Raw genomic sequence first — 20,520 nt, 5'->3', positions numbered from 1 at the left:
CTAAAAATAAGTGAGGTGTGTACTTTGAAACTGAAGGATTTTGCAAAAAATAGTTTACTGCGGCCTTGGGATGGTATCATCGTTGTGATCCTTGTCCTCCTTTCCTTTGCCCCTGTCGTGGTCTTCAGTCTCAATCGTACGACAAGTCCTACCCAAGAAGCTGTTCTTTCGGTCGATGGAAAAGAGATCAAGACCTTTGATCTTTCGGATAAATCGCAAGCCTATACCTATCGCTACGAAGACAAAGATGGCGACTATAATCTAATTGAAGTTAAAGGGAATCGGATTCGGATCAAAGAAGCTGATTGCGGCGATCAGATCTGCGTACGCCGCGGTTGGATTGATCAATCTGGCGAAACGATTGTTTGTTTGCCCCATAAATTATTAATCGAAATCAAATCCTCAGACGGAGGGGAACCTGGCAGCGTCATTTACTAACTGCCTTTACTATGAATAAAACACAAAAATTGATCTACATAGCACTCCTAGTCGCTCAAGGTGTGATCTTGGGCCTAATCGAGAATATGTTCCCGTCCCCTTTCGCCTTTGCGCCGGGGGCAAAACTCGGGCTTGCTAATTTAATAACGATTGTTGCGATTTTTACCATGCCCAAGCGAGACAGCTTCCGTTTAATCTGGATGCGTCTGATCTTAACGACTCTTTTAGGCGGGACCGTCTCAACATTTTTATATAGTATAAGCGGCTCATTATTGAGCTATTTTGGTATGCTTTTAGTCAAAAGCCTTGGGCCTAAACGTGTCAGCATCATCGGAATCAGTGCCGCTGGCGGCTTTCTTCATAATGTCGGGCAGTTGCTGGTTGCTAGTTGGATCGCGCAGTCATGGACCGTTATGCTCTATTTACCAGTCATGTCCCTTTTAGGAATTCTTGCAGGGATTGTTATTGGGATTGCTGGAAATTATCTGCTAGTCCATGTTCGAGCGTTGCAAAAATTCCAATTAGACTATGAAATGACTAAAAAATCGAAGAATGGATCAGGAGGCTCTTAAAAATGAAACTTCATCCAATGTGGCAAGAATATCCTGATCTTGCGGATCAGTTGACGACGACTCTTGAACTGATGGAGGATGTCGTCAAACTCAAGAATAAAAAAGTGGAATCAGCCGTACTAGATATGATTCACGCAGGCGGCAAACTCTTGCGTCCTGCCTATCAACTCTTGTTCGCGCAATTTGGACCAGACCAAGATGAAAAAAAAGCTACTTCATTAGCGGCTTCTATCGAGATGCTTCACACGGCGACTTTAATCCACGACGATATCGTTGATGAATCAGAGTTGCGGCGCGGACTGCCGACGATTCGTTCTGCTTTTGGGAATGATACCGCCGTTTATGCCGGCGACTATTTATTCATTTGCTGTTTCAAACTATTATCTGATTACTCTACCTCGTTGAGAAGCTTGCAATTGAATTCTCGTAGTATGGAAAAAATACTGGATGGCGAATTAGGTCAAATGGATGACCGTTACAAACTTGAGCAAACAGTCGAAGAATATTTAGATAATATTTCAGGCAAAACGGCAGAACTTTTTGCCTTAAGTTGTTCTGTTGGAGCTTTTGAAAGCGGCAATAGTGAACGCTTCGCGAAAAAAGCAGGTACGATTGGATTGAACATCGGCATCGCTTTTCAAATCATGGACGATTTGTTAGATTATCAAGCGGATGCCGTGACTTTAGGTAAGCCGGTTTTAGAAGATGTGCGTCAAGGTGTTTACTCACTGCCTTTGATTTATGCGCTCAATCAGAATAATGAGCAATTACGGCCTTATTTAGACAAGAAAAAGGAAATGACCGTCGAGGATACCTTGCAGGTGCAGCAATTGGTTCATCAATTAGGCGGTGTGACTTACACGCAGCAGCTCGCTGCGGAATATACTGAACAAGCCTTAAAGGATATTCGAAAATTACCAGAAAATTACTTCAATACAAAGAGAACGCTTGAACGTTTAACAAGCCAAATCTTAACACGAAAAAACTGATAAAAAATCCGACCAACATCCTGTTGATCGGATTTTTGTTTTATTATTCAACTAAGCCAAAGCTCATACCAATCACTAATATGACCAGTACGATAACTGTGATAACGACATACAGGTAGTCTTTTTCTTTTGCAAAAGCAAAAATTGATACAACTACACGTAGAACAGGCGTTAAGATTAAACAAAAAAGACCTAGCATTATAAATGCCTCTCCGTTTAATTGAAGCAAGCCTTCAACAATCAACGATAAACTATTCGGAACTTGCGGACTGCTTGGTACAAAGAATAATAAGACCATACCCATCAAAATGATTGCAGCCGAAACAATCACGCCAATTCGTAAAATATAACCGATGGAACGTTCGATTTTCAACATCTCTTCTTTATTTTCCATTAGATGATCACCCCGAATCCGCGAAGAACCATCTGAAGTCCCATAAATAATAAAATCGGAATAAAAATCATTCGAATCACAATTGGTTTTAAACGTGTCATGATCCGAGAACCAATTGTTGCGCCAACTAAAACACCTAATGCCAATGGTGCCGCAATTTGCGGTAAGATCGCTCCGCTGAAAAAGTAAACCATCGCAGAAGCAGCCGCAGTCACCCCCATCATCAAATTACTGGTAGCACTTGAAGGCTTCAAAGGCATTTTCATGATGGTATCCATTGCTGTTACTTTGAAAACACCGCTGCCGATCCCTAATAGTCCCGAAGCAATTCCGGCTCCAAACATCATAGCGAAACCGCCTGGTACTTTTTCAACATGATAATCGATTTGTTTTTCTAGTACTTTATCATAATACGAGTCGTTCAATTTCAGTTTTTCAGCTAACGAATCACCTGTTGACTCGTGAATCATTTTATCCGTTTTTCCCCGCAGCTTTTGAATCATATTTAGGACTGAAAATAATAAAAAGCCGCCAAACAAAATGAACAAAAAGCCTGTCGGTACAACGCCCGAAAGCAAAGCACCTACAATTGCTCCGATCGTTGTCGCGATCTCCAAAAACATCGCCACTCGCAAATTCAACATATCATCTTTCAAGTATGCGATCGTTGCCCCCGAACTCGTCGCAATTACACAAACAATACTGGCAGCGATCGCATATTTGATATCCAATCCCATCACCAACGTCAAAAAAGGCGTTAAAATAATTCCACCACCAATCCCTAAGATCGACCCTAATATTCCAGCCAGTACACCGACCACAAGTAATAATCCTATTTGACTAAGCATAAAATCCCGCCTTTCTGCTGCTATTATAGCGCAACTTTATTTCAAAACAGAAAATTTAGCAGGGTTATTAGATAATTCAATGAGTTCTTTTAGAAAAAACGAATCGTTTTGATTCTCTACTCCCATACAACTCAGCTTTTTTTAGCCTATAGGTCTAATTGTTTGTGCAATAATTCTTTCACTCGGTCCACTTCCTCTTGCGGAATCTTTTGATAAGAGATTCCCTCTTCACCAGTGAATCCATCACCAGTAAAGCCTTCTCCCTGAACTTGCTGGCTGTCGATCTTAGTTAGACAAGAATGATAGCCTGTCAAAATTTTCTGCATTTGATCGAAAGTCAGATCGGTCTTGCCATTTTCTCCGATCCCATCCAAGATTTTCTGATAACTAAAAATGCTTTTCGTGGAGAGCATTTTAGCTATCAATAATTCCATTACTTCCCGCTGCCTGCCTTGACGACCATAATCTCCAGTTGGATCTTCATAGCGCATCCGAGAATATTGCAGGGCTTCCCAACCATTTAGATGTTGTTTTCCTTTTGGGTAATCGATCCCTTCCGCTGAAAAAGCAAAATCATTATCAACCGTTACACCGTCGACCGCATCCACCAATGTCTGCAATCCATCCATATTGACCGAGACGTAATGATGGATCGGAATATCTAAAAATTTTTCAACCGTATCCATAATCATTTCTGGTCCGCCGATTGAGTGGGCGTGATTGATCTTATCTTCATAATCGGCGCCAACGATTTCTACAAAAGAATCCCTAGGAATACTGACTAATGTCGTTTCCTTTGTTTGATTGTTCAAAGTTGCCACCATGATTGTGTTGGCACGAAAATCAGTTTTTCTTTCAGCATTATTGGCAATCCCTAAAATCAGGATGCTCATCGGTTCTGTTGCCTCCGGTGATTTCACCTTTCCCTGTCGCTCAACGGGAGAATACATTGAATTCGCCATTTTTTGCGAACTGTGATAAAACTTCAGCGCAAATACGCTTATTCCTGAAACAAGTACGACTAAAATTGCAAGAATACCTAATAACACGCGCTGCCAGGTTAAAAAGTTCGCTTTCTTTTTAGGCTTCGGAGTCCTGTGCTGCAAGTATGGGAAAAATACCCCAGCAGTCCCAACTGTAATTCCTAGTCCAAGAAACAATCCCGCAACGACATCACTGAAGTAATGTACACCTAAATAAAGTCGTCCGCCAGCAATCGTAATCAGTAAAAAAAGCAAAATTAATTTGGTTATCACAGCCATCTTTTTCTCTCTAAAAAAATAAATCAGTACTACTGAACAAATAAATGTCATGATAAGCAATGAATGTCCACTAGGAAAACTGTAAGATGAACGTGAGATATATTGCCATTGATCCGGTCGTGATCGTTGGATAAGCTTCTTCAATAGATAACCTATGCCGCTGACACATAGTAGGTTCATCAGACACCAGACAGCTAACGCTTTATCATTTATTCGTAGTAAGAAGATAGTGATAGCGCTGAAAATCACGAGCATTGGACCGATGGTGGCAAATTGGGCGATCGCTCCTGCAAAAATTGTTAAGTAAGGAATATCAGGTAGCCGGTGTTGCATAAATATATTATCCAAATGGTTGATCCACTGTGCGTTCATTGCCACAGACATGGTAACTATGATTACTATAAGCAGTGTACTTACACTGCTTATAAAAAACTTCTTTCGCATAATTTCCCCCGATTCTATATTCACTCTTTTTTTAATGTTCCTTTATTTTTCTCTAAATCCCATCATAATTCCTAAGCCGATCCCTAATACGATTAAGGAAGTCCCTCCTTGGCTCAAAATCGGCAATGGAATTCCCGTAAGTGGCAGAATACCGATTGCAGCGCCGATGTTTTCAAAAATTTGAAACAACAAACCAAAAACAAACGCTACTCCGATATATAGATTAGCCTTGTTATTTGTCTTTACGGCCGCAGACAGTATTTGATAGAACAAATAAAAATACAGAAAAATCACCAGTGTTCCGCCAATAAATCCAAAGCCTTCTCCAATCACTGTAAAGATCATATCCGATTCACGAACAGGAACATACACCGAGGTTTGTCCTGCTCCTCGACCAAATAAGCCGCCTGAACCGATAGCGTAAAGACTTTGAACTTGCTGATACGCAATGGAATCCCGATATTGAAAAGGATCGACCCATGCTCGCACGCGATCCAATTGATACGTTTTAAAATGCAGCCAATAAAGCAGCTTATTCCCCCACTCGCTGAATACTAAAACTAATAATGTTCCGCCTAGAGCTGCGCCTATTCCTGTGATCGTGGTAAGTATTTTCCAGTGGACACCAGAAATAACAAACAAGGCTCCTAAAATAGCGATAAAGACCAAACTCGTTCCAAAATCCCGCTGCATAAACATTAGTAAGAAAGTCGGCAAACTGTACAAGACGATTTTCCCTAAGTAGTGACTCCTGAATAACTCAATGAGTTCAATAATTCGTGATCAGAAATGGTAGTGAAGCCCAATCTAAAATCCAGACAAAAATGTTTCTTTGAATTTTGGACAAATTTAAAGAAACAATCGCCAAACTGACGGCAGTGAAGGTTGTCTGTGCCAATCTTGTGCGTATTAATCCCAACCCATGGCATCTTTTGGCTAAGCTAAATTCTCTTTCCACCTGAATTCGATCTCGTTCATCCTTCCAACGGATTTCCTGACCTTCTTCTTCCTTAGATGGACGACCCAGTTTAGGACCAGATAGACGGATATGGTGTTCCTTGCAATACGCACGATTCTCTCGAGTACGGTAGATTTGATCCGCTAAAACTCTTTCAGGATAGTGACCTGTTCGTTCACTATAGCGCTCAACGATTGTCTGGAAATCCGTAGATTCATTGAACGCATCGAAAGACATCCGTTCGATCCGGACGAACCCATCGGATTGACTGATATCAAGCTTTACTCCAAATTCTGTCGGCGTTTTGACTTTCCCTCGAACGATTGGACGAAGGTAGGGCTGACTGAAACTAACAATCCGATCTTTGACCCGATGGGTCTGATGATCATACATGTCACGCTGTTGGTTGGCAATGTCTGTGACCACTTGAAGGTTCGCCCTTTGTTTTTCATCAAGTTCAGCACCCAGCACCTGCATTTTATCAAGATGGCGGATATTACGCTCCACGTACTTCAACTGTTGCTTGATAGCTTTTCTACGTTTCTTAGCTGTCCGTATCTTCAATTTTGAAAAAGCCAGATAGTTTCTTCTAGCCTCTTTGCGATCCGTACGTGGTTTCTTAAATCTGAAATTTTCACATAATTCGTCAATCAGTTCTTCAGCTTTTGTGCGTGCATCATTTAGAAGCGCTACATCTTGAGGGTGCTTGATATTAGATGGTGCACAAGTGGCGTCCATCATCAGTGTCCCTTTATTTTCATTAGATCCTCCAGTAGGAGGATCCCTTTTATCATGATGTGATTCCTGCTCATTGTACTGTAAAATCACTTCATTGATTTCGGCCAACTTCTCTGAGGTAAGTCGTTTACGGAAATAAACCATAGTGGACGCATCAAAAGGTTTTTCCAATTGGAACCCAGGTAGACCTATGAAATATTGCAGGTAGGGATTTTCCTGAATTTGAGCGACTGTTTCCTCGTCTGAACAAGCATATTTTGTTTGAATGAGTAGAGAACCAAAGGCCATTCGAAAAGGCTTTGCGACATTGCCCTTTTTATTTTTAAACAGTTTAGCGTAATCCTTTTCCAAGAGAGTCCAAGGAATGATGTCGGCTTTTTTGATCCAGCGATTCTCGGAATCCATGTGCAAGCCAATGGGCTGGTTGAAATCTTCAAAAGAAAGTTGCGTGTATTTTTGCTTTCTATACATTCAATAACATTCCCCTCAAGAAGTGAAGTAGCGTTTTACAGATAATCAGCAGAAAGTTCACATTTATTATATCTAAAAAGCTTCAGGAGTGTTGATATTTTAGTCCATTTTATTATTCAGTAGACACTAAGTAGTTCAAATCGTTTTTCAAGCTCCGTTGCGGACAGTTCATTTCATTGATCAACGTTAAGCGAACCATAAAAAGAGTAAAACTCAGCTTCATCAACTCTGATGGTTGAAAAGAAAAGCCGCCAATCCGCAACCAGCGTTTCGTATTCGTCACCGCGTACATAGCCGGGTCATAGAACCAATACAAAAGAGCCATTACACCTAACGATAAAACATAAAATACAGGTGCATATTTTAATAAATGAGCCGTTTTTATTCTGCTGACTAGAATCACCGCCGCCAATGAAATCAGACAAAATAGAATCTGCTTGATCACTACGCTCTTTACATCAACACCATCTAGATCAGCCGCCAGCGATTGCACGCCAATACTAATCAAATAAAACAAGAAGATTGGTAAAAACAGAGAATAGTTAAATTCGTTGCTCAAACGTTTGATCATTTGTTCTGACCTCCGAAGAAAATTTTAGACATATCCCCAAAGCTACAGAAAGAATCAGATAGCTTGTTCCCCCATAACTAATAAATGGTAGAGGTACTCCAGTCATAGGAATCAATCCTAAAATACTCGCGATATTGATACTTGTTTGAAGAAGTATCAATGTTCCAACACCAAAATAAATCAAGCTGACTTGTTGACTCGTTTCTCTAGCCGCTAATACAAATAACCGAAGAGCAATCAGAAAAAGCAGCGCCAGTACCAGCAATCCTACGATCATTCCTAATTCTTCGACCAAGATCGAATAAACAAAATCTGTTTCTGCAACTGGCAAATAGCCTTTTTTTGTAATACTATTTCCTAATCCTCTGCCAAAGAAACCGCCATTATAAAGCGCGTAATAAGAATTACTCATTTGAAACCCTTTCCCATAGGGATCTAAAAAAGGATCTCTTACTAGGCGAATACGATCATACGTATGAGCGAATAACTCCGGCAAAAGATGATGGCTGCCTAAAAATAGGATGGCCCCTCCTACGAATATAATCCCTGCGATAAGCGACAAAAAAATGAATACCGAGTACTGATAGGGTAGTTCAGCAGTAGTTATGATCACTAAAGCAATTCCCCAGATAATAATTGCGCCTGTCACTTTTGGTTGAAGTAAAATCAACAATCCGCTGAGTAAAACAAGTCCACAAGGAACCATGAGTTCACGCCTCGTTCGTTTCACCCGGAAAAAATAGGCTAGGTAAAGAATCAACGCGACATTTGTTACTTCTGAAGGTTGAAATTGAACTCCGAACAAAGAGACCCATCTTTGAGCACCATTGATACTGACCCCGCTTATTTTTACCAACAGCAAACTAACTATTCCCACTGATAATAAAGATTTTGCTAGTAATCCTTTCGCCAAAACATCACTTTTCACGTGATATATGATCACGATAAGCAGCCAGCTCAGGCCCATAAAAATGGCTTGCTTGCTAAATAATGATAATGGATTCTCGCCTTCAGCCATTAATCGATAAGAACTAGCGCTGAAAACAATTAAAAGACCGATTAGGCTAACTCCCAAATAAGGTAGTAACAACAGCCAATCGATCTTTTTTCTTCTAATCATATATATCTCTCCCTTCATCAAGTAATTGTTTGAGACGAGAGAGTCCACAATAAATAACCTAAAAAAGAGACACCAAACGTTAGTGAAAAAAACTAACAAGTCTGGTGTCTCACACAATCAATCTCATCGTCTGAGTTTTAGCACTAAACAACGTAAAGAATACTCTTAGCTATTTTATGAAAAGCCTTAATCCGACAATTCCTATTTTACACATTGGCGTCTTTCGACGTTTCTGCGCAATAGCCTATGTTTGTTTAGGAGCCTCACCTAACAAGTTTACTTATATTTACTTTCACAAAGAATACTACTTTTTCTGTCATTAAATAGCAAAACTTTCTTTAGAAAATCGATATTTCTTTAGATTTGCTTATAAAATCTTTTACTAAAAATTTACTAGGAATAACCCATTTTTTATGATAATTAAATCAAACGAAATAAATTGTTCAAAAAACAAAAGTTATTAAACAAAAGTTGATCATTCTATTTAAAGAAAAAGTTTTATTATTTATCTATTACAAAACACTTATAAAGGAATTATAATTATGAAAAATAAATTACATATGTTAGTTGCAAGCTCTTTAATGTTAGGATCCGTGTTGACTCTCCCGCTCCAAGGCACAGCTGAAACAACAACAACTAGCAGTGAATCTGCTACTCCAGCTTTCTCTGAGCCACTCATGTCTACTAGTTCAACAAATAACGTAAGTTTATCTTCCTCAGAACCGGAGCCAGCTATTTCAAACAGCACTTCGAGTTCAACTGAAAACCCAGTTATCCATTCACAAACTGAAACAAGTTCAACGTCGAGCATGCCTGAAGCACGTGCGATAGCCCTAGACACCTGGCTACCTGATCCTGTCTTGCAAGAAATCGTCGCCAAGGCAATCGGAAAAACAAAGGATACGTTGACTCAAGAGGATATGACCAAGTTAACTAGTCTCTATATCCAAAATTCAGACAATGCCATTGCTAGTTTAAAAGGTTTAGAACTGTCAACGAATCTTGAGTATTTCTATATGAATTCAAACAATCAAATTAGTGATTTTTCTGTATTGGCTGACTTGCCAAAATTAAAACAAGTATATTTGATGGGCTCGAATGTCACTGACCAAAATGTACCCAATTTCAGTACGGTAATCACCCGCCTAAACCTTTCCGGGAGTAACGTAACTAATGGGGTTTATGACAAAATCACTAAAATGACCAATTTGGAATCATTGACCTTCGAAACTAATATGAATATCACAACAATTGAACCCATCACTGTTTTGACAAAATTGAATGAATTGCGTGTCCAATTTTGCGGTATTACAGATTTTAGCCCGATTAATCAAATGCCTGCATTGACACAACTTGCTGCTTTTGGCCAAAATACCGGACGGAATGATCCGGCCACTGACATCAATGCCAAAGAATTGAACTATGACGCAGATAAACAAACAATCTACATCCCATTTACGATTATGCCAAATCGAATGACCAACTACGATGGCTATGTTCCACCATTCACTACATCAAATAGTTCCAATCAGACCTATTTTGATTTTAACGGTGTACAACTAGACAGCAGCCGATTGGCAATAACAGATGAAGGCCTAACTGTTTCCGGAGTAACGCAGGAAGAATTTGATCAGCTGCAAACCTTTGAATACAACGCTCGCTTGAATAATCCAGCTGGAACGTACAATCAACCTGAGCGATTTTCTTTCTATGCCATTTCATCAGGAACCTATTTGCATCAATTCAATGTTCAACACACTACCGCTTCACCCGGGGTAACGATCAAATACATTGATGCGGATGGTGACAATATCCATGCTTCTCAAACAATCGAAGGAAACGTTGGGGATCAATACGATACAACAACAGCTGATTATCAGCTGACTATTCCCGGCTACAGTCTAGTTCAAACGAGTATGCCGGAAAATGCTACAGGCAGCTTAACCACCGACCTGCAAACCGTTACTTATGTCTACCAACGAAACACCGCAACGTTAAAGGCTCATGATTCTACGATTTATGTTGATGAAAATTGGAAGGCAGAAGATAATTTTGACGGTGGAACTGATCCTAAAGGAAACCCAATCACCTTTGGAGATGTCTCCGTTGAGGGTGATGTCAATAATACCAAAGTTGGCAAGTATGAGATCACGTATACTTACGATCGTGTTCCAAATAGGAGCTGGACAGGCGACCACGCTACAGCTAAAGCTACCGTTACCGTGATTGATCCTGAAAAAGAAGCTCAACCAGTGACTGTCAACTATGTAGATCCAACTGGTAAAAAAATCCATAAAGAAAAAATTGTAAAGGGTGAATTAGGGGCCGACTTTGATGTTTCCGGCAAAGAGTATCAACCAACAATCCAGGGCTATGTTTTAGATGAGAAACAATTACCGAAAAATGCAAAAGGAAGTTTTAGCAATAACGCGCAGACCGTCACCTATGTTTATCAGCCAGAAACAAAACCGACTACAGATACAAGTGAGTCTAGTTCGTCTGACACAACCACACCGCCAACAACGAGCACTGATTCCAGCAGCCAATCAACAACAGGGAAAATTTCTGATTCAAATGACAAAGTGACTCCTGCTGGATCATCGAACAATCACAGTCATCAAACTGTAACAACCAAAAATACAGGCACAAAATTACCAAAAACTGGTGAGAACCTCGCATCGAATTACCTTATTGCCGGCATCTGTACCCTGGTCCTCGCCACTGCCTTACTATTTTTTAGTCGAAAAAAAGCAAAATGATTATGAAAAAGCGTCCTAGCAAATTTAGCTAGGACGCTTTTTATAGACTTGCTTCCAACCATTCTTGATAAACACTCAATTGTTCGGGTGTATAGAAAAAATGTTCCCCCGCTTCAAAAATCGTTACTGTACTTTGTGCAGTCTCAGTAAATTTCTCTATCATCGTTCTAGAAGTCATACTATCTTTTCCACCGTATAAAATTTTGGTAGGGATGGTCCATTTGATTGGATGTTCAACGACATAAGAATAATAATCCCACTCCAATGTTTTTATCGGCGTCTCAATCCTTTGTTCTCGTTTTAAATCCGCCGCAGTCACTTGCGACCACAACATCATATTATCGATCAATTCTTTCATATCGACGATTGGTGATAAGAAAAAGCTCTGATCAATCTTCTTCCCCTGACACACCAGCATGCCAAAATACGCACCCATGCTGCAACCAAATAACGAAATACATTCTGCCTGCTTTTCTAACTCCAGCAAGATTTTATTCGCGTCAGCTACAACGTTTTTCGGATTCAACGCGTACGTATCCTTTTTTCGTTCCCCATGCTCCGGCAAATCAAAACTCCAGACTTGATATCCTTTTTTTACTGCCTTTTCTGCTAAAAGCTGAATCACGGTATCCTCTTTGTGCGATTGATCGCCATGAAACGCTAGAATCACTTTTTTATTCGCTTCGCCCCAGCAAGTAACTGGGATTTCCTGAATCTTTCTTTGTTCTACTTTCATTTAACCCTCTACTATCTGCAACCCTAAACCGGCTGCAATAATCATCGCTTGATAAGAATTGACCTTCAAGCCCTTCAACTGCTCCATTGAAAAAGCAATCTTGCCAAATTGATTACTCGTAAAATCTAATCCAGACAATTTGGTTCGCATCCAATTACTATTGTCCAACTCATTATTCGTCAAAAACAAATGCTTCCAAGTGACTTCGAAAAACTCACTATCCGTCATTTGGCAGTTCTCAAAAGCCACGTTTTTCAGATTTGTCGCACTAAATGAACCAAAGTTAATGAGACAATCTTTAAATTGGCAATCTCGCAAATAACTCTCCGCAAAATTACAACCTGTCAATTTACAATTTTCAAAGGTAATCTGATGAAAACTGCCGCCGATCCATTCAAGATTAGAAAAATCACAATTCTTAAAGATTACATTACTGGCTTCAAAACGTATCAACTTCGTTCGCTGCAGCGTAACTTTTTCAAAAATCGATCGGCGCAATACTAAATTCTCGCAGGTTGAATAACTGTAATCGAAGTCAATCCCATGGACATCTTCTATGACCGTTTCGTCTTCTAAGTAAAAATCGTCAGTAAAATTTCTGGGTAAAATCGGTGGCGTTGGATAATTCTTATTCATTGCACTACTCCCGTTTATCATTTTTGTATTCTAAGTTTCCCATAACTGACGATATTTCTCTAGCCCAAAACCACTTTTCCTTCCAACAGATGTTCAAAAGAGCTTTTTATTTTGAAGAATGATAGAATTTAGCAATGAGGTGACCCTATGAACAATAAGATAAAAGAATGGCTCCCAGTAGTCCTAATCATCATACTAATTTTTCTTGCTAGAATGTTTGTTTTTTCTCCAGTAAAAGTTGAGGGTCATTCTATGGACCCAACGCTGCATGACAACCAACGCCTGATTACATCTAAAATATCAAATTTAGATAGGCAGGATATTATTACTACTAAAGAACCTGATAATCAGAATATTTACGTAGTGAAGCGCATCATCGGATTGCCTGGGGACCACGTTGAAATGAAAAACAATACGTTAATGATCAACGGAAAAAAATATGAGGAACCCTATCTCAATGCGTTCAAAGAAAAATTCACAAAGGACAAGCTTTTTGACGAATATTCATACAATACAGCATTCCAGGAGCAGGCGGCCAATGCCACTAGCTTTACTAATGACTTCAATGTAACTGTTCCTAAAAATCAATACTTCGTTATGGGCGATAACCGCTTGATCTCTAAAGACAGCCGTATTTTTGGCTTCGTTGACAAATCTTTGATCCAAGGAAAAGTGATCCTGCGTTTCTGGCCATTAAATGAAATCAAATTATTTTAAAAAAGTCATGGCGAAAATCGCCATGACTTTTTGATATCTTCTTATTTTCTTATATTTTCTATTTCGAAGGAGTTGCCAATCTAAATTACTACCTAGTGATTTTTTCACTAAGAATTTTCTTCGGCCCAACTATTTCGATATGATGAATTTGTTCAATAGTTAGATGAACAGCTCCACGTTCTTCCTCATTCAAATAAATTTTTTCCTCCCTTTGTCCGACAACTTTTCCAACTAAATCATCTAAATAATTCCCTTCATCATCCAGCGTTTCCAATTGGATAGCGATCCGCTTATTTTGCAAATACGCTTTCTGCAATGTTTCTCCAATCTCCTCTAAAGTCATTGGCTCTTTTCCGTCATTGATATGATTTCGTTCTTTCGATTCTTTATTCAGCACAGCGGTATGATCGGATAGATAAAAACCGATCCATTTCATCATTCCACGATCTTGATACACTCGTTTCGCTTCCATAAAAAGCTGTTCTGCGCTTTCATCATCATAAATCATATTAATCCATTCCTTCCATTCCGCCAGCATGACCGCCAACCAGTCCTGCTCGTTTAATTGCTGTTGCCCCTTCATTTAGTGAGTGTGCTCGGACGATCGAGGTAAACTTGTAGCGGCTGCGGATTTGGGCAATAACTTCATCAATCTTTTCTTCTTTAATTGTTTGATGCGGATCTTCAAAAAGACTTAACTGTAAACTTCCTGCTGGACGCAATGAAGAAACCGTAATCGAAATGTTCCGCACTTCGGATTTATCCCAATATTTTTCGAACAAGCTAAAAGCCACCTGGGTCAACTCTTTGGCTTGGTGTGTTGGCGGAATCTTCAGCTGATGATGGAACCCGCCCCGCTTTCCGCTGCCAAAATAAGCATACATAATTCCTAGATGCAGTGTTCCTCCTAAAACATCTGCCTTACGCAACCGTTGAGCGACCTGCTCGCAGATTTCAGCGATGACTGTTAGAATATCTCCCTTATGGGCATAATTCTTCGGCAAAACTTGTGAATTGCCAATTGATTTCTCCTTAGTAGGATATAAATCCTTTTGAGAGAGAACTGAACGATCGATTCCCCATGCGTGCATATAATGCTGCATGCCCATCACCCCAAAATGATTCTTCAAAATGAACGGATCAGTGTGAGCCAAGTCACCCATTGTCTCCATTCCCATCATTTGATAACGACGCTCCATTCGTCTGCCGATACCACAAAAATTACTCAATCGAAGCGGCCAAATTTTTCCTGGAACATCCTGATAATGCCACTGTGCGAAACGATCATCCTGATGTTTAGCATCAATATCCATCGCTATTTTCGCCAACAAAGGATTGTCCCCCATACCCAATGACGTATAAATACCAACCTTCTCAATAATTTCATTTTGAATCATTTTACCGACTTCTGCTGAACTATTACCGAATAGTTTCCAGCTATGAGTTAAGTCTCCAAACTGTTCATCAATGCTATATGTATGAATATCCTCTTCCGCCATATATGAACGAAAGATCTCCTGAATGCGCATATGATACTGAATGTACAAGGTCATTCTTGGCGGTACAATGTGCAGATCAGGATGATTAGGAATCTCAAAACCGCGACTAACATTACTAATACCTAAAATCTCTTTTGCCTTAGGACTCGCCGCTAAAACTAACCCTTCATTCTCACGATCACCGCTCATTACGACTAATAATGCTTCTAATGGATTTAAGTTAAGTTCAATACACTCAACGCTAGCATAAAAACTTTTTGAATCCATACAAAAGACATCTCTGACCGGCTCTCCTTCATAAATGTTCATTAAAATCACCTCCCTCAAAAAAACAAACGTATGTTCGCTTTTAGTTTAAGTTTATTCCGGCTTTTTGTCAATCATTTGCTTATAAAGAATTAATAACAACTATTTATTGAAAATACTCTTCCACTCTTTCTTTTTAACTAAATAGTTAGAGCTGACTCATATTTTTTAATTCTTCTTTATGATTATTAGTCTTTAAAATTATTAAAAGTATACTGATAACAAATAGAGGACCTGTGACAAAAGTCTTGTCACAGGTCCTTTTTCCGAACAAACGGTGTGTCAGAAGTAGCTTCTTCGGAAATAAGCCGAAATTTCACAAAAATTTAAGAAGCAATTTTCGGAAATCCCTTCTTATTTCTTGAAGCTGACCACTTCTGTCACAACCTCTTAAAAATATTATGATTCGAATGAATCTATTTTTATTGTTTCTCATCAACCCACTTCAAGAAAAAAGCGTTCAATTCAGCTGAATCGATCCTAGGATATTTATCGAGTTCTTTAACATATTCAGTAAAAAAATCTAGCTGTTCTGTTAAAAAAGTGTTCAATTGTGGAATGGCTAACTCTAAATCCAACTCGTCTCCTCTCATTTTTCGAACCAATAAGTCATCAATTACTTTAAGCAACTCCAGTGATAAACCTGGGAGCGCCAATAAACGTTCAAACTCAACCGGTGGTCTTTGTTGGTATTCTTTAATCCACATACACGCCAATACTGGACGCAGGACATAAAAATATTTTTTGATTCGAACGTATTCCTTTCTCAAATATTCACGATAGTTTCCCTCCGCCATATGAAGATAGTGATAAATAAGTCGCTGCTCATCTATATTTTTATCACTCAAACAACGTAATTCTTTACTAAATTGTGGCTTCTCATGGTAGATAATTGGTGAGTTTAACCATTCTAGCAAGGCTGGGTTACTTTTTTGAAGCAATCTTAACGTTTTATCTAAATCCCAGCCACAAATATCTAGTTGTTCATCGATCGGAAATTCTAAATGATCCGTTGTTTTTTCTAATTTCAAATACCAATCTTTTTTGCGCCGGTATAGAAAGCGAACATCATAATCGCTATCTTTAGAAGGAAATCCCCACGCGCGGCTGCCACTTTCGACCGCATAAAGAATTTCAATATTTTCCCGTTTAGCGATTTTTTGTAATGCTTGCTCAATTTTTGGTTTCAATCTCATCCCCCCTATTTTTGTTAAAGTCTTGGATCTAGTCCGACTTCCTTGTCCATTTCAAACAACAAATTTGCCAAAATATTTAAATAGTCGTTGTTTTCTGCTGTTAATTGACTGATTGGAAGTCTTAACAGATCCTGGGCAAGTTCATATTCTTTGATCGAAGTTCGTAATTTATGAAAAATGTTTTTTCCTTTAATCAACTTTTGATATTGGTGCTGACTACGATAGGTAAATCCATAGATTAATGTTAAGTAAGATTCATTTCGAACCTTCAAGAAAGGCGCAACATTCTTTTTCTGGTATTCTGGCTTTACAACAATCCCTTCCATTTGCAGTTGCATGGTCATTTGATCGAAATACCCCTGTGCCTGCTGTTGAGTATTTTTTGAATGAAGATCTAACAGCAAATATTCATCTTTGCTTAAAAACTGATAGATTTCCGACGTAGGTTGCTCCACAAGGATTTCTTCATTATTTTGGTACACAATTTTCAGCAAATCAAAGACCTTAAAACTCAATGGTGCTTCTTTTCCATACATTTCGATCTGTTGCTTGTATACGTTCAATGCTTTTTCTTGAGTTTGTAAAGTCACTTGATGGGGTGCAGCCTTCATCCACTCTCTAAATTGACGCGTTTGATGTTCGCCATATTTTTCAGCTAATTGCTTTTTCGATAAATGGTAGCTATCTGTTTGGAAGTCTGAAGCAGATAGCTCACCATTCATTTGTTCAAAAAACTCAGAAAATTTGCTATCCTTTAAATAATTCAATTCCGTTTCAATTCCTTTAGCAACAGGCCAATATTCCAAGTTAATCAAATTTTCACCAAGTGCTCGCCATGGCAATAATTCGCCATCCAATAACAACATGCGAATCTTATTTTTTTTCATGTAGCCAGAAAATTGTGTCATCAGTTCAACAAAAACAGCTTCAATTTCTGGAACTCGAATCTTGTAGCCTTTACGAGAAATAGCATAACAATCTTCTAGTTTATCAAATAAATAAACATTTGCTCGAGAACCCATATATTTTGGCTCCAATACAACCTGATCTACACCTTGTTGCCGATAATAATCCAGAGCTTCCGCCAACGATTCTAAGTCATTCTGCTCAATATTTGCTGCTGCTGGCGCCATCGTTCCTGATAAATATTGAACTTTATTTCTCACCAAATGGAATAATCGTTTACGTTCCTTGTCAGATAGCCTCTCCCATGATTGCAATTTTGGACGTGAGAAAAGTATAGGTAATTCTTCAGTTTTTGTATGATTAGAAGAAACTGAAACCAACGCATTTCCTCTGCCAAAAATCTTAATAGCACTTAACTTATTACCATATACTAATCCTGTATCAATCCCATATTTATTTTTCACACGATAAATATCCTTTGTAGCAATATGACCAAACACATGGACCGGCAGGTTATACATACTTTCCTCATCCAACCATTGAAGTTGTTCTTGGCTGGTTTTCTCACGGTTTAAGCGAAAATTTCGTTGGTTTCGCAGAGAACTGATATCCATTTTTCCAAGATACTGCTGACGGCAGGGTGCATGAGTGACAATAAAGGATTGCTTTTCATCACCAATTCGACGTAAGAAAGGTTGACTTTGTTCTACTAATTGATTGAATTTTTTCAGAGTTTCCGGCTCTTTCTTCAAGTATTTCAATGAAGTAAAATGCTGATCAAGCGTTTCTTGATCCGTTCCTTTAATCTCGCCTTTCAGATATCGATAAACAAAATTTTCATGATTTCCTAGTACAAACTGAAAATGTTGCTGATTCCGGTAAAGAAATTCGATCATTTCAGTTGTTTGATTCCCTTTATCGATCCAATCCCCCAATAGAATCAATGAAAATGGTTTTTTTCCAGAAACCGTCATTTCTTCATCACTTACACGATAGCCCAGTTTAGATACAATTTTTTTCAAACCCAATAACGATTCATGGACATCCCCAATCACAGCATAATCCTGATGATTCGACAATAAAGTAGCCAAATACTCTTCTTTATTATCGACCTCAACACAAAATTTCTGAAAATCTTTTTGTTTGATTCGGTGAACCGCATCATAATCTTCTTTCGCCAACTTAGGCAAAACCTCACGTTTGAAACGATCTACGTGTTTTGTGATCAATACTTTCGAGCGTTCGGACGCATAAAAATCTGCTCTAGGATAATCAAAGACAACGGCTTCTACACGATAATTATTTTTATCCGCGATTGTCTTAATTTCCTGACGAAAATCCTCCGCTAAACCTATCGTATCAACAATCACAAATTCCGCGTTAATCGGATAGCTGGTCAAAAAATCTAATTTAGTTTTTAAATATGGGAATGTCACGCCAGAAGCCTCCAACATACTTGCAGCATACTTGTCGTAGTCTCGCCCTAACAATTCTCTCCGCATATCATCAGAAGATAAGTGTTGAATATTCGTTTGAAAATTCTTCTGTTCTTCTTGAAAAGCCAATTGAGGCATCAGTACTTCCTTAGCAAAAGTTGTTTTACCTGATTCTGTAGGTCCGATCAATAAAAAAATCGTGTGGACCTTAGTAATAATTTTCATCATAATTGTTCCTTTCTTTCGATCATTGCCCCTTGTGTTGTAGCAATCCCATTGACTTGATCCCCTGTTGTGAAGAACTGTATTGTAAATCCTGGGCCGACCGTTGCTGTTAACCACGTCTGAAAATCGAGCGTTCTAAACTCAAATTTATGATCTTCATGACGGAATTGTTTTTCTGTTAATCCGTAAAATCCATTGAAGTCTTTGTTAGGTGTGGACAGAATCAGTTGATGAAACGACTGACTTAACAAACGCTGCAGCAAATCAGCAGCTTCTTCTAAAGACATATGTTCAATAACTTCCATCAATAGAATGTCTCTATCAACTTGAAGTTGAACCTCATCTAAGGAAGTGTGCAATTGCAAATTTTCCAGTCTCATTCGTTCACCACGATCTTTGGCATATGCTAAAACACCTGAATCAATATCTACACCTACATAAGAATCAACTTTTCCGCAAGTTTAAAATAAGCACCGCCACCACAACCGACATCTAAAATGTCGTGTTTCATATCTAAAAGTTCCCGCACCTTCTCAATACGTGAATAGCTCGTACCGCGATAAGAAAAAATAATTTTTTCTCGACTATTTTCTTCCACCGCTTCTTTATACTTAAAAAAAGTTTCTTTCTTGTACAAAAATTTTCGAACAAATAAATTTCTTAAATAATACGGTGCTCGGATGCTTTGAAGCGCTTCAATACCTCGTTGAATCAGTGAATCACTCTCATCTAAAAACGTGCTACTTTCCTTTGCTAAAAGCAACAATACAAGATATGTGCCTTGTAATAATCGCGAAAGTGAATCGGTTGTTACCTTCACTTGATAAAAGCCATCCATTAACAATTTTTCTGAGAATTCAAATTCCGGTAACGCATGATAGATTGACTGAAGTAGTCCAAATTTTTTAATTTCTACCATTGAAAAGGTTAACTGGTTATAGGATTTTCCTGATTCTGCTGATTTCATAGCTGATTTCAAGTATTCGGCCATTAACGATAGATAAACCTGTGGTGCAGAATACTGTTTCACGTTCAAGTAATGCTGCTGTTCCTCCCGTGTCGAACGAAAGGAGAGATTCGTTCCGTAATCTTGAAAATACATGCAGTAAGTCTGCGGCGTTTCATACCATCCGAAACTAGTGCCATTACGAATTCTCCGTAATTGTAAACCACCCTCAGGATGTTTTTTGATTAATTGAGTAAATTCTGAATGATCAGAAGTAAGTGTTAGGATCGCCATATTTGTTCCTCCTCGTGTTTTCTTGATCTTATCTTAACCAATTAAAGAAAATAGTTCTT

At 38.8% G+C, this 20,520-nt stretch carries 20 protein-coding genes, 1 pseudogene and 1 riboswitch; of the genes and pseudogenes, 5 read left to right on the top strand and 16 right to left on the bottom strand.

What is annotated here, in order from left to right:
• Positions 1 to 24: 24 nt before the first annotated feature.
• The 3 genes from IGI38_RS17800 to IGI38_RS17790 are packed head-to-tail and all read left to right on the top strand — an operon-like array spanning position 25 to position 1,999.
• On the top strand, positions 25 to 438 hold the full coding sequence (locus IGI38_RS17800; protein WP_438733403.1) for a NusG domain II-containing protein: 414 nt from the start codon (positions 25 to 27) through the stop codon (positions 436 to 438).
• Positions 439 to 449: 11 nt separating this feature from the next.
• On the top strand, positions 450 to 1,010 hold the full coding sequence (locus IGI38_RS17795) for a Gx transporter family protein (RefSeq protein WP_438733022.1): 561 nt from the start codon (positions 450 to 452) through the stop codon (positions 1,008 to 1,010).
• 2 nt (positions 1,011 to 1,012) lie between these two features.
• Positions 1,013 to 1,999 carry a polyprenyl synthetase family protein gene (locus IGI38_RS17790; RefSeq protein ID WP_438733020.1) on the top strand — a complete coding sequence of 329 codons (987 nt, stop codon included), beginning with the start codon at positions 1,013 to 1,015 and terminating at the stop codon, positions 1,997 to 1,999.
• 43 nt (positions 2,000 to 2,042) lie between these two features.
• On the opposite strand, the gene IGI38_RS17785 is transcribed toward IGI38_RS17790, so the two are convergent.
• The 8 genes and pseudogenes from IGI38_RS17785 to IGI38_RS17750 all read right to left on the bottom strand — a co-directional run bounded on the left by IGI38_RS17785 (position 2,043) and on the right by IGI38_RS17750 (position 9,616).
• Positions 2,043 to 2,393, bottom strand: coding sequence for a DUF1634 domain-containing protein (locus IGI38_RS17785; RefSeq protein WP_438733018.1), 351 nt, complete (start codon positions 2,391 to 2,393; stop codon positions 2,043 to 2,045).
• Entirely contained in the window at positions 2,393 to 3,241 is an 849-nt protein-coding gene (locus IGI38_RS17780; protein ID WP_438733016.1) for a sulfite exporter TauE/SafE family protein, read from the bottom strand. Before IGI38_RS17780 ends, IGI38_RS17785 begins: the two co-directional genes overlap by 1 nt.
• A gap of 146 nt (positions 3,242 to 3,387) precedes the next feature.
• Positions 3,388 to 4,947: a phosphatase PAP2/LCP family protein gene (locus tag IGI38_RS17775; RefSeq protein ID WP_438733014.1), complete on the bottom strand. Its 1,560-nt coding sequence runs from the start codon at positions 4,945 to 4,947 to the stop codon at positions 3,388 to 3,390.
• A gap of 42 nt (positions 4,948 to 4,989) precedes the next feature.
• Positions 4,990 to 5,691, bottom strand: a pseudogene (locus tag IGI38_RS17770) (FtsW/RodA/SpoVE family cell cycle protein); the annotation flags it as partial.
• 25 nt (positions 5,692 to 5,716) lie between these two features.
• Entirely contained in the window at positions 5,717 to 7,114 is a 1,398-nt protein-coding gene (locus tag IGI38_RS17765) for an IS5 family transposase (RefSeq protein WP_438733013.1), read from the bottom strand.
• 112 nt (positions 7,115 to 7,226) lie between these two features.
• Positions 7,227 to 7,685, bottom strand: a complete 459-nt coding sequence (locus tag IGI38_RS17760; RefSeq protein ID WP_438733011.1) for an FtsW/RodA/SpoVE family cell cycle protein — start codon at positions 7,683 to 7,685, stop codon at positions 7,227 to 7,229.
• The gene (locus IGI38_RS17755; protein WP_438733010.1) at positions 7,657 to 8,805 is read right to left on the bottom strand and encodes an FtsW/RodA/SpoVE family cell cycle protein; all 1,149 of its coding nucleotides are present in this window, start codon (positions 8,803 to 8,805) and stop codon (positions 7,657 to 7,659) included. Before IGI38_RS17755 ends, IGI38_RS17760 begins: the two co-directional genes overlap by 29 nt.
• 115 nt (positions 8,806 to 8,920) lie before the next feature.
• A riboswitch (M-box (ykoK) riboswitch) is annotated at positions 8,921 to 9,087 on the bottom strand.
• 241 nt (positions 9,088 to 9,328) lie between these two features.
• A complete protein-coding gene (locus IGI38_RS17750; protein WP_438733008.1) occupies positions 9,329 to 9,616 on the bottom strand; it encodes a hypothetical protein in 288 nt (95 codons plus the stop codon).
• Between IGI38_RS17750 and IGI38_RS17745 the strand changes: the two genes are divergently transcribed.
• Positions 9,615 to 11,564, top strand: coding sequence for a MucBP domain-containing protein (locus tag IGI38_RS17745; RefSeq protein WP_438733006.1), 1,950 nt, complete (start codon positions 9,615 to 9,617; stop codon positions 11,562 to 11,564). The genes IGI38_RS17750 and IGI38_RS17745 overlap by 2 nt on opposite strands.
• A gap of 40 nt (positions 11,565 to 11,604) precedes the next feature.
• On the opposite strand, the gene IGI38_RS17740 is transcribed toward IGI38_RS17745, so the two are convergent.
• Positions 11,605 to 12,300: an alpha/beta hydrolase gene (locus IGI38_RS17740; RefSeq protein ID WP_438733004.1), complete on the bottom strand. Its 696-nt coding sequence runs from the start codon at positions 12,298 to 12,300 to the stop codon at positions 11,605 to 11,607.
• Positions 12,301 to 12,936: a pentapeptide repeat-containing protein gene (locus tag IGI38_RS17735; protein ID WP_438733002.1), complete on the bottom strand. Its 636-nt coding sequence runs from the start codon at positions 12,934 to 12,936 to the stop codon at positions 12,301 to 12,303.
• Between the two features lie 147 nt (positions 12,937 to 13,083).
• Here IGI38_RS17735 and lepB point away from each other — a divergent pair, with 147 nt between their 5' ends.
• Complete coding sequence (gene lepB / locus IGI38_RS17730) at positions 13,084 to 13,653, top strand: signal peptidase I (RefSeq protein WP_438733000.1); 570 nt, start codon at positions 13,084 to 13,086, stop codon at positions 13,651 to 13,653.
• An 88-nt stretch (positions 13,654 to 13,741) separates the two neighbouring features.
• On the opposite strand, the gene IGI38_RS17725 is transcribed toward lepB, so the two are convergent.
• The 6 genes from IGI38_RS17725 to IGI38_RS17700 all read right to left on the bottom strand — a co-directional run bounded on the left by IGI38_RS17725 (position 13,742) and on the right by IGI38_RS17700 (position 20,461).
• Entirely contained in the window at positions 13,742 to 14,161 is a 420-nt protein-coding gene (locus tag IGI38_RS17725; protein WP_438732998.1) for a hypothetical protein, read from the bottom strand.
• 1 nt (position 14,162) lies between these two features.
• A complete protein-coding gene (locus IGI38_RS17720) occupies positions 14,163 to 15,461 on the bottom strand; it encodes a Y-family DNA polymerase (RefSeq protein WP_438732996.1) in 1,299 nt (432 codons plus the stop codon).
• A 419-nt stretch (positions 15,462 to 15,880) separates the two neighbouring features.
• On the bottom strand, positions 15,881 to 16,654 hold the full coding sequence (locus IGI38_RS17715) for a nucleotidyltransferase domain-containing protein (protein ID WP_438732994.1): 774 nt from the start codon (positions 16,652 to 16,654) through the stop codon (positions 15,881 to 15,883).
• Between the two features lie 14 nt (positions 16,655 to 16,668).
• Positions 16,669 to 19,221 carry a metallophosphoesterase gene (locus IGI38_RS17710; RefSeq protein ID WP_438732992.1) on the bottom strand — a complete coding sequence of 851 codons (2,553 nt, stop codon included), beginning with the start codon at positions 19,219 to 19,221 and terminating at the stop codon, positions 16,669 to 16,671.
• Positions 19,221 to 19,601, bottom strand: a complete 381-nt coding sequence (locus tag IGI38_RS17705; protein ID WP_438732990.1) for a hypothetical protein — start codon at positions 19,599 to 19,601, stop codon at positions 19,221 to 19,223. The genes IGI38_RS17710 and IGI38_RS17705 overlap by 1 nt, the downstream gene beginning before the upstream one ends.
• Positions 19,602 to 19,654: 53 nt before the next feature.
• Positions 19,655 to 20,461, bottom strand: coding sequence for a hypothetical protein (locus tag IGI38_RS17700; protein WP_438732989.1), 807 nt, complete (start codon positions 20,459 to 20,461; stop codon positions 19,655 to 19,657).
• Between the last annotated feature and the right edge of the window lie 59 nt (positions 20,462 to 20,520).

The organism is Enterococcus sp. AZ128, from assembly GCF_051714485.1.
GTDB lineage: Bacteria > Bacillota > Bacilli > Lactobacillales > Enterococcaceae > Enterococcus_A.
Note: the sequence above shows the minus strand (reverse complement) of the source record. Positions and strands in the feature narration are given on the sequence as shown.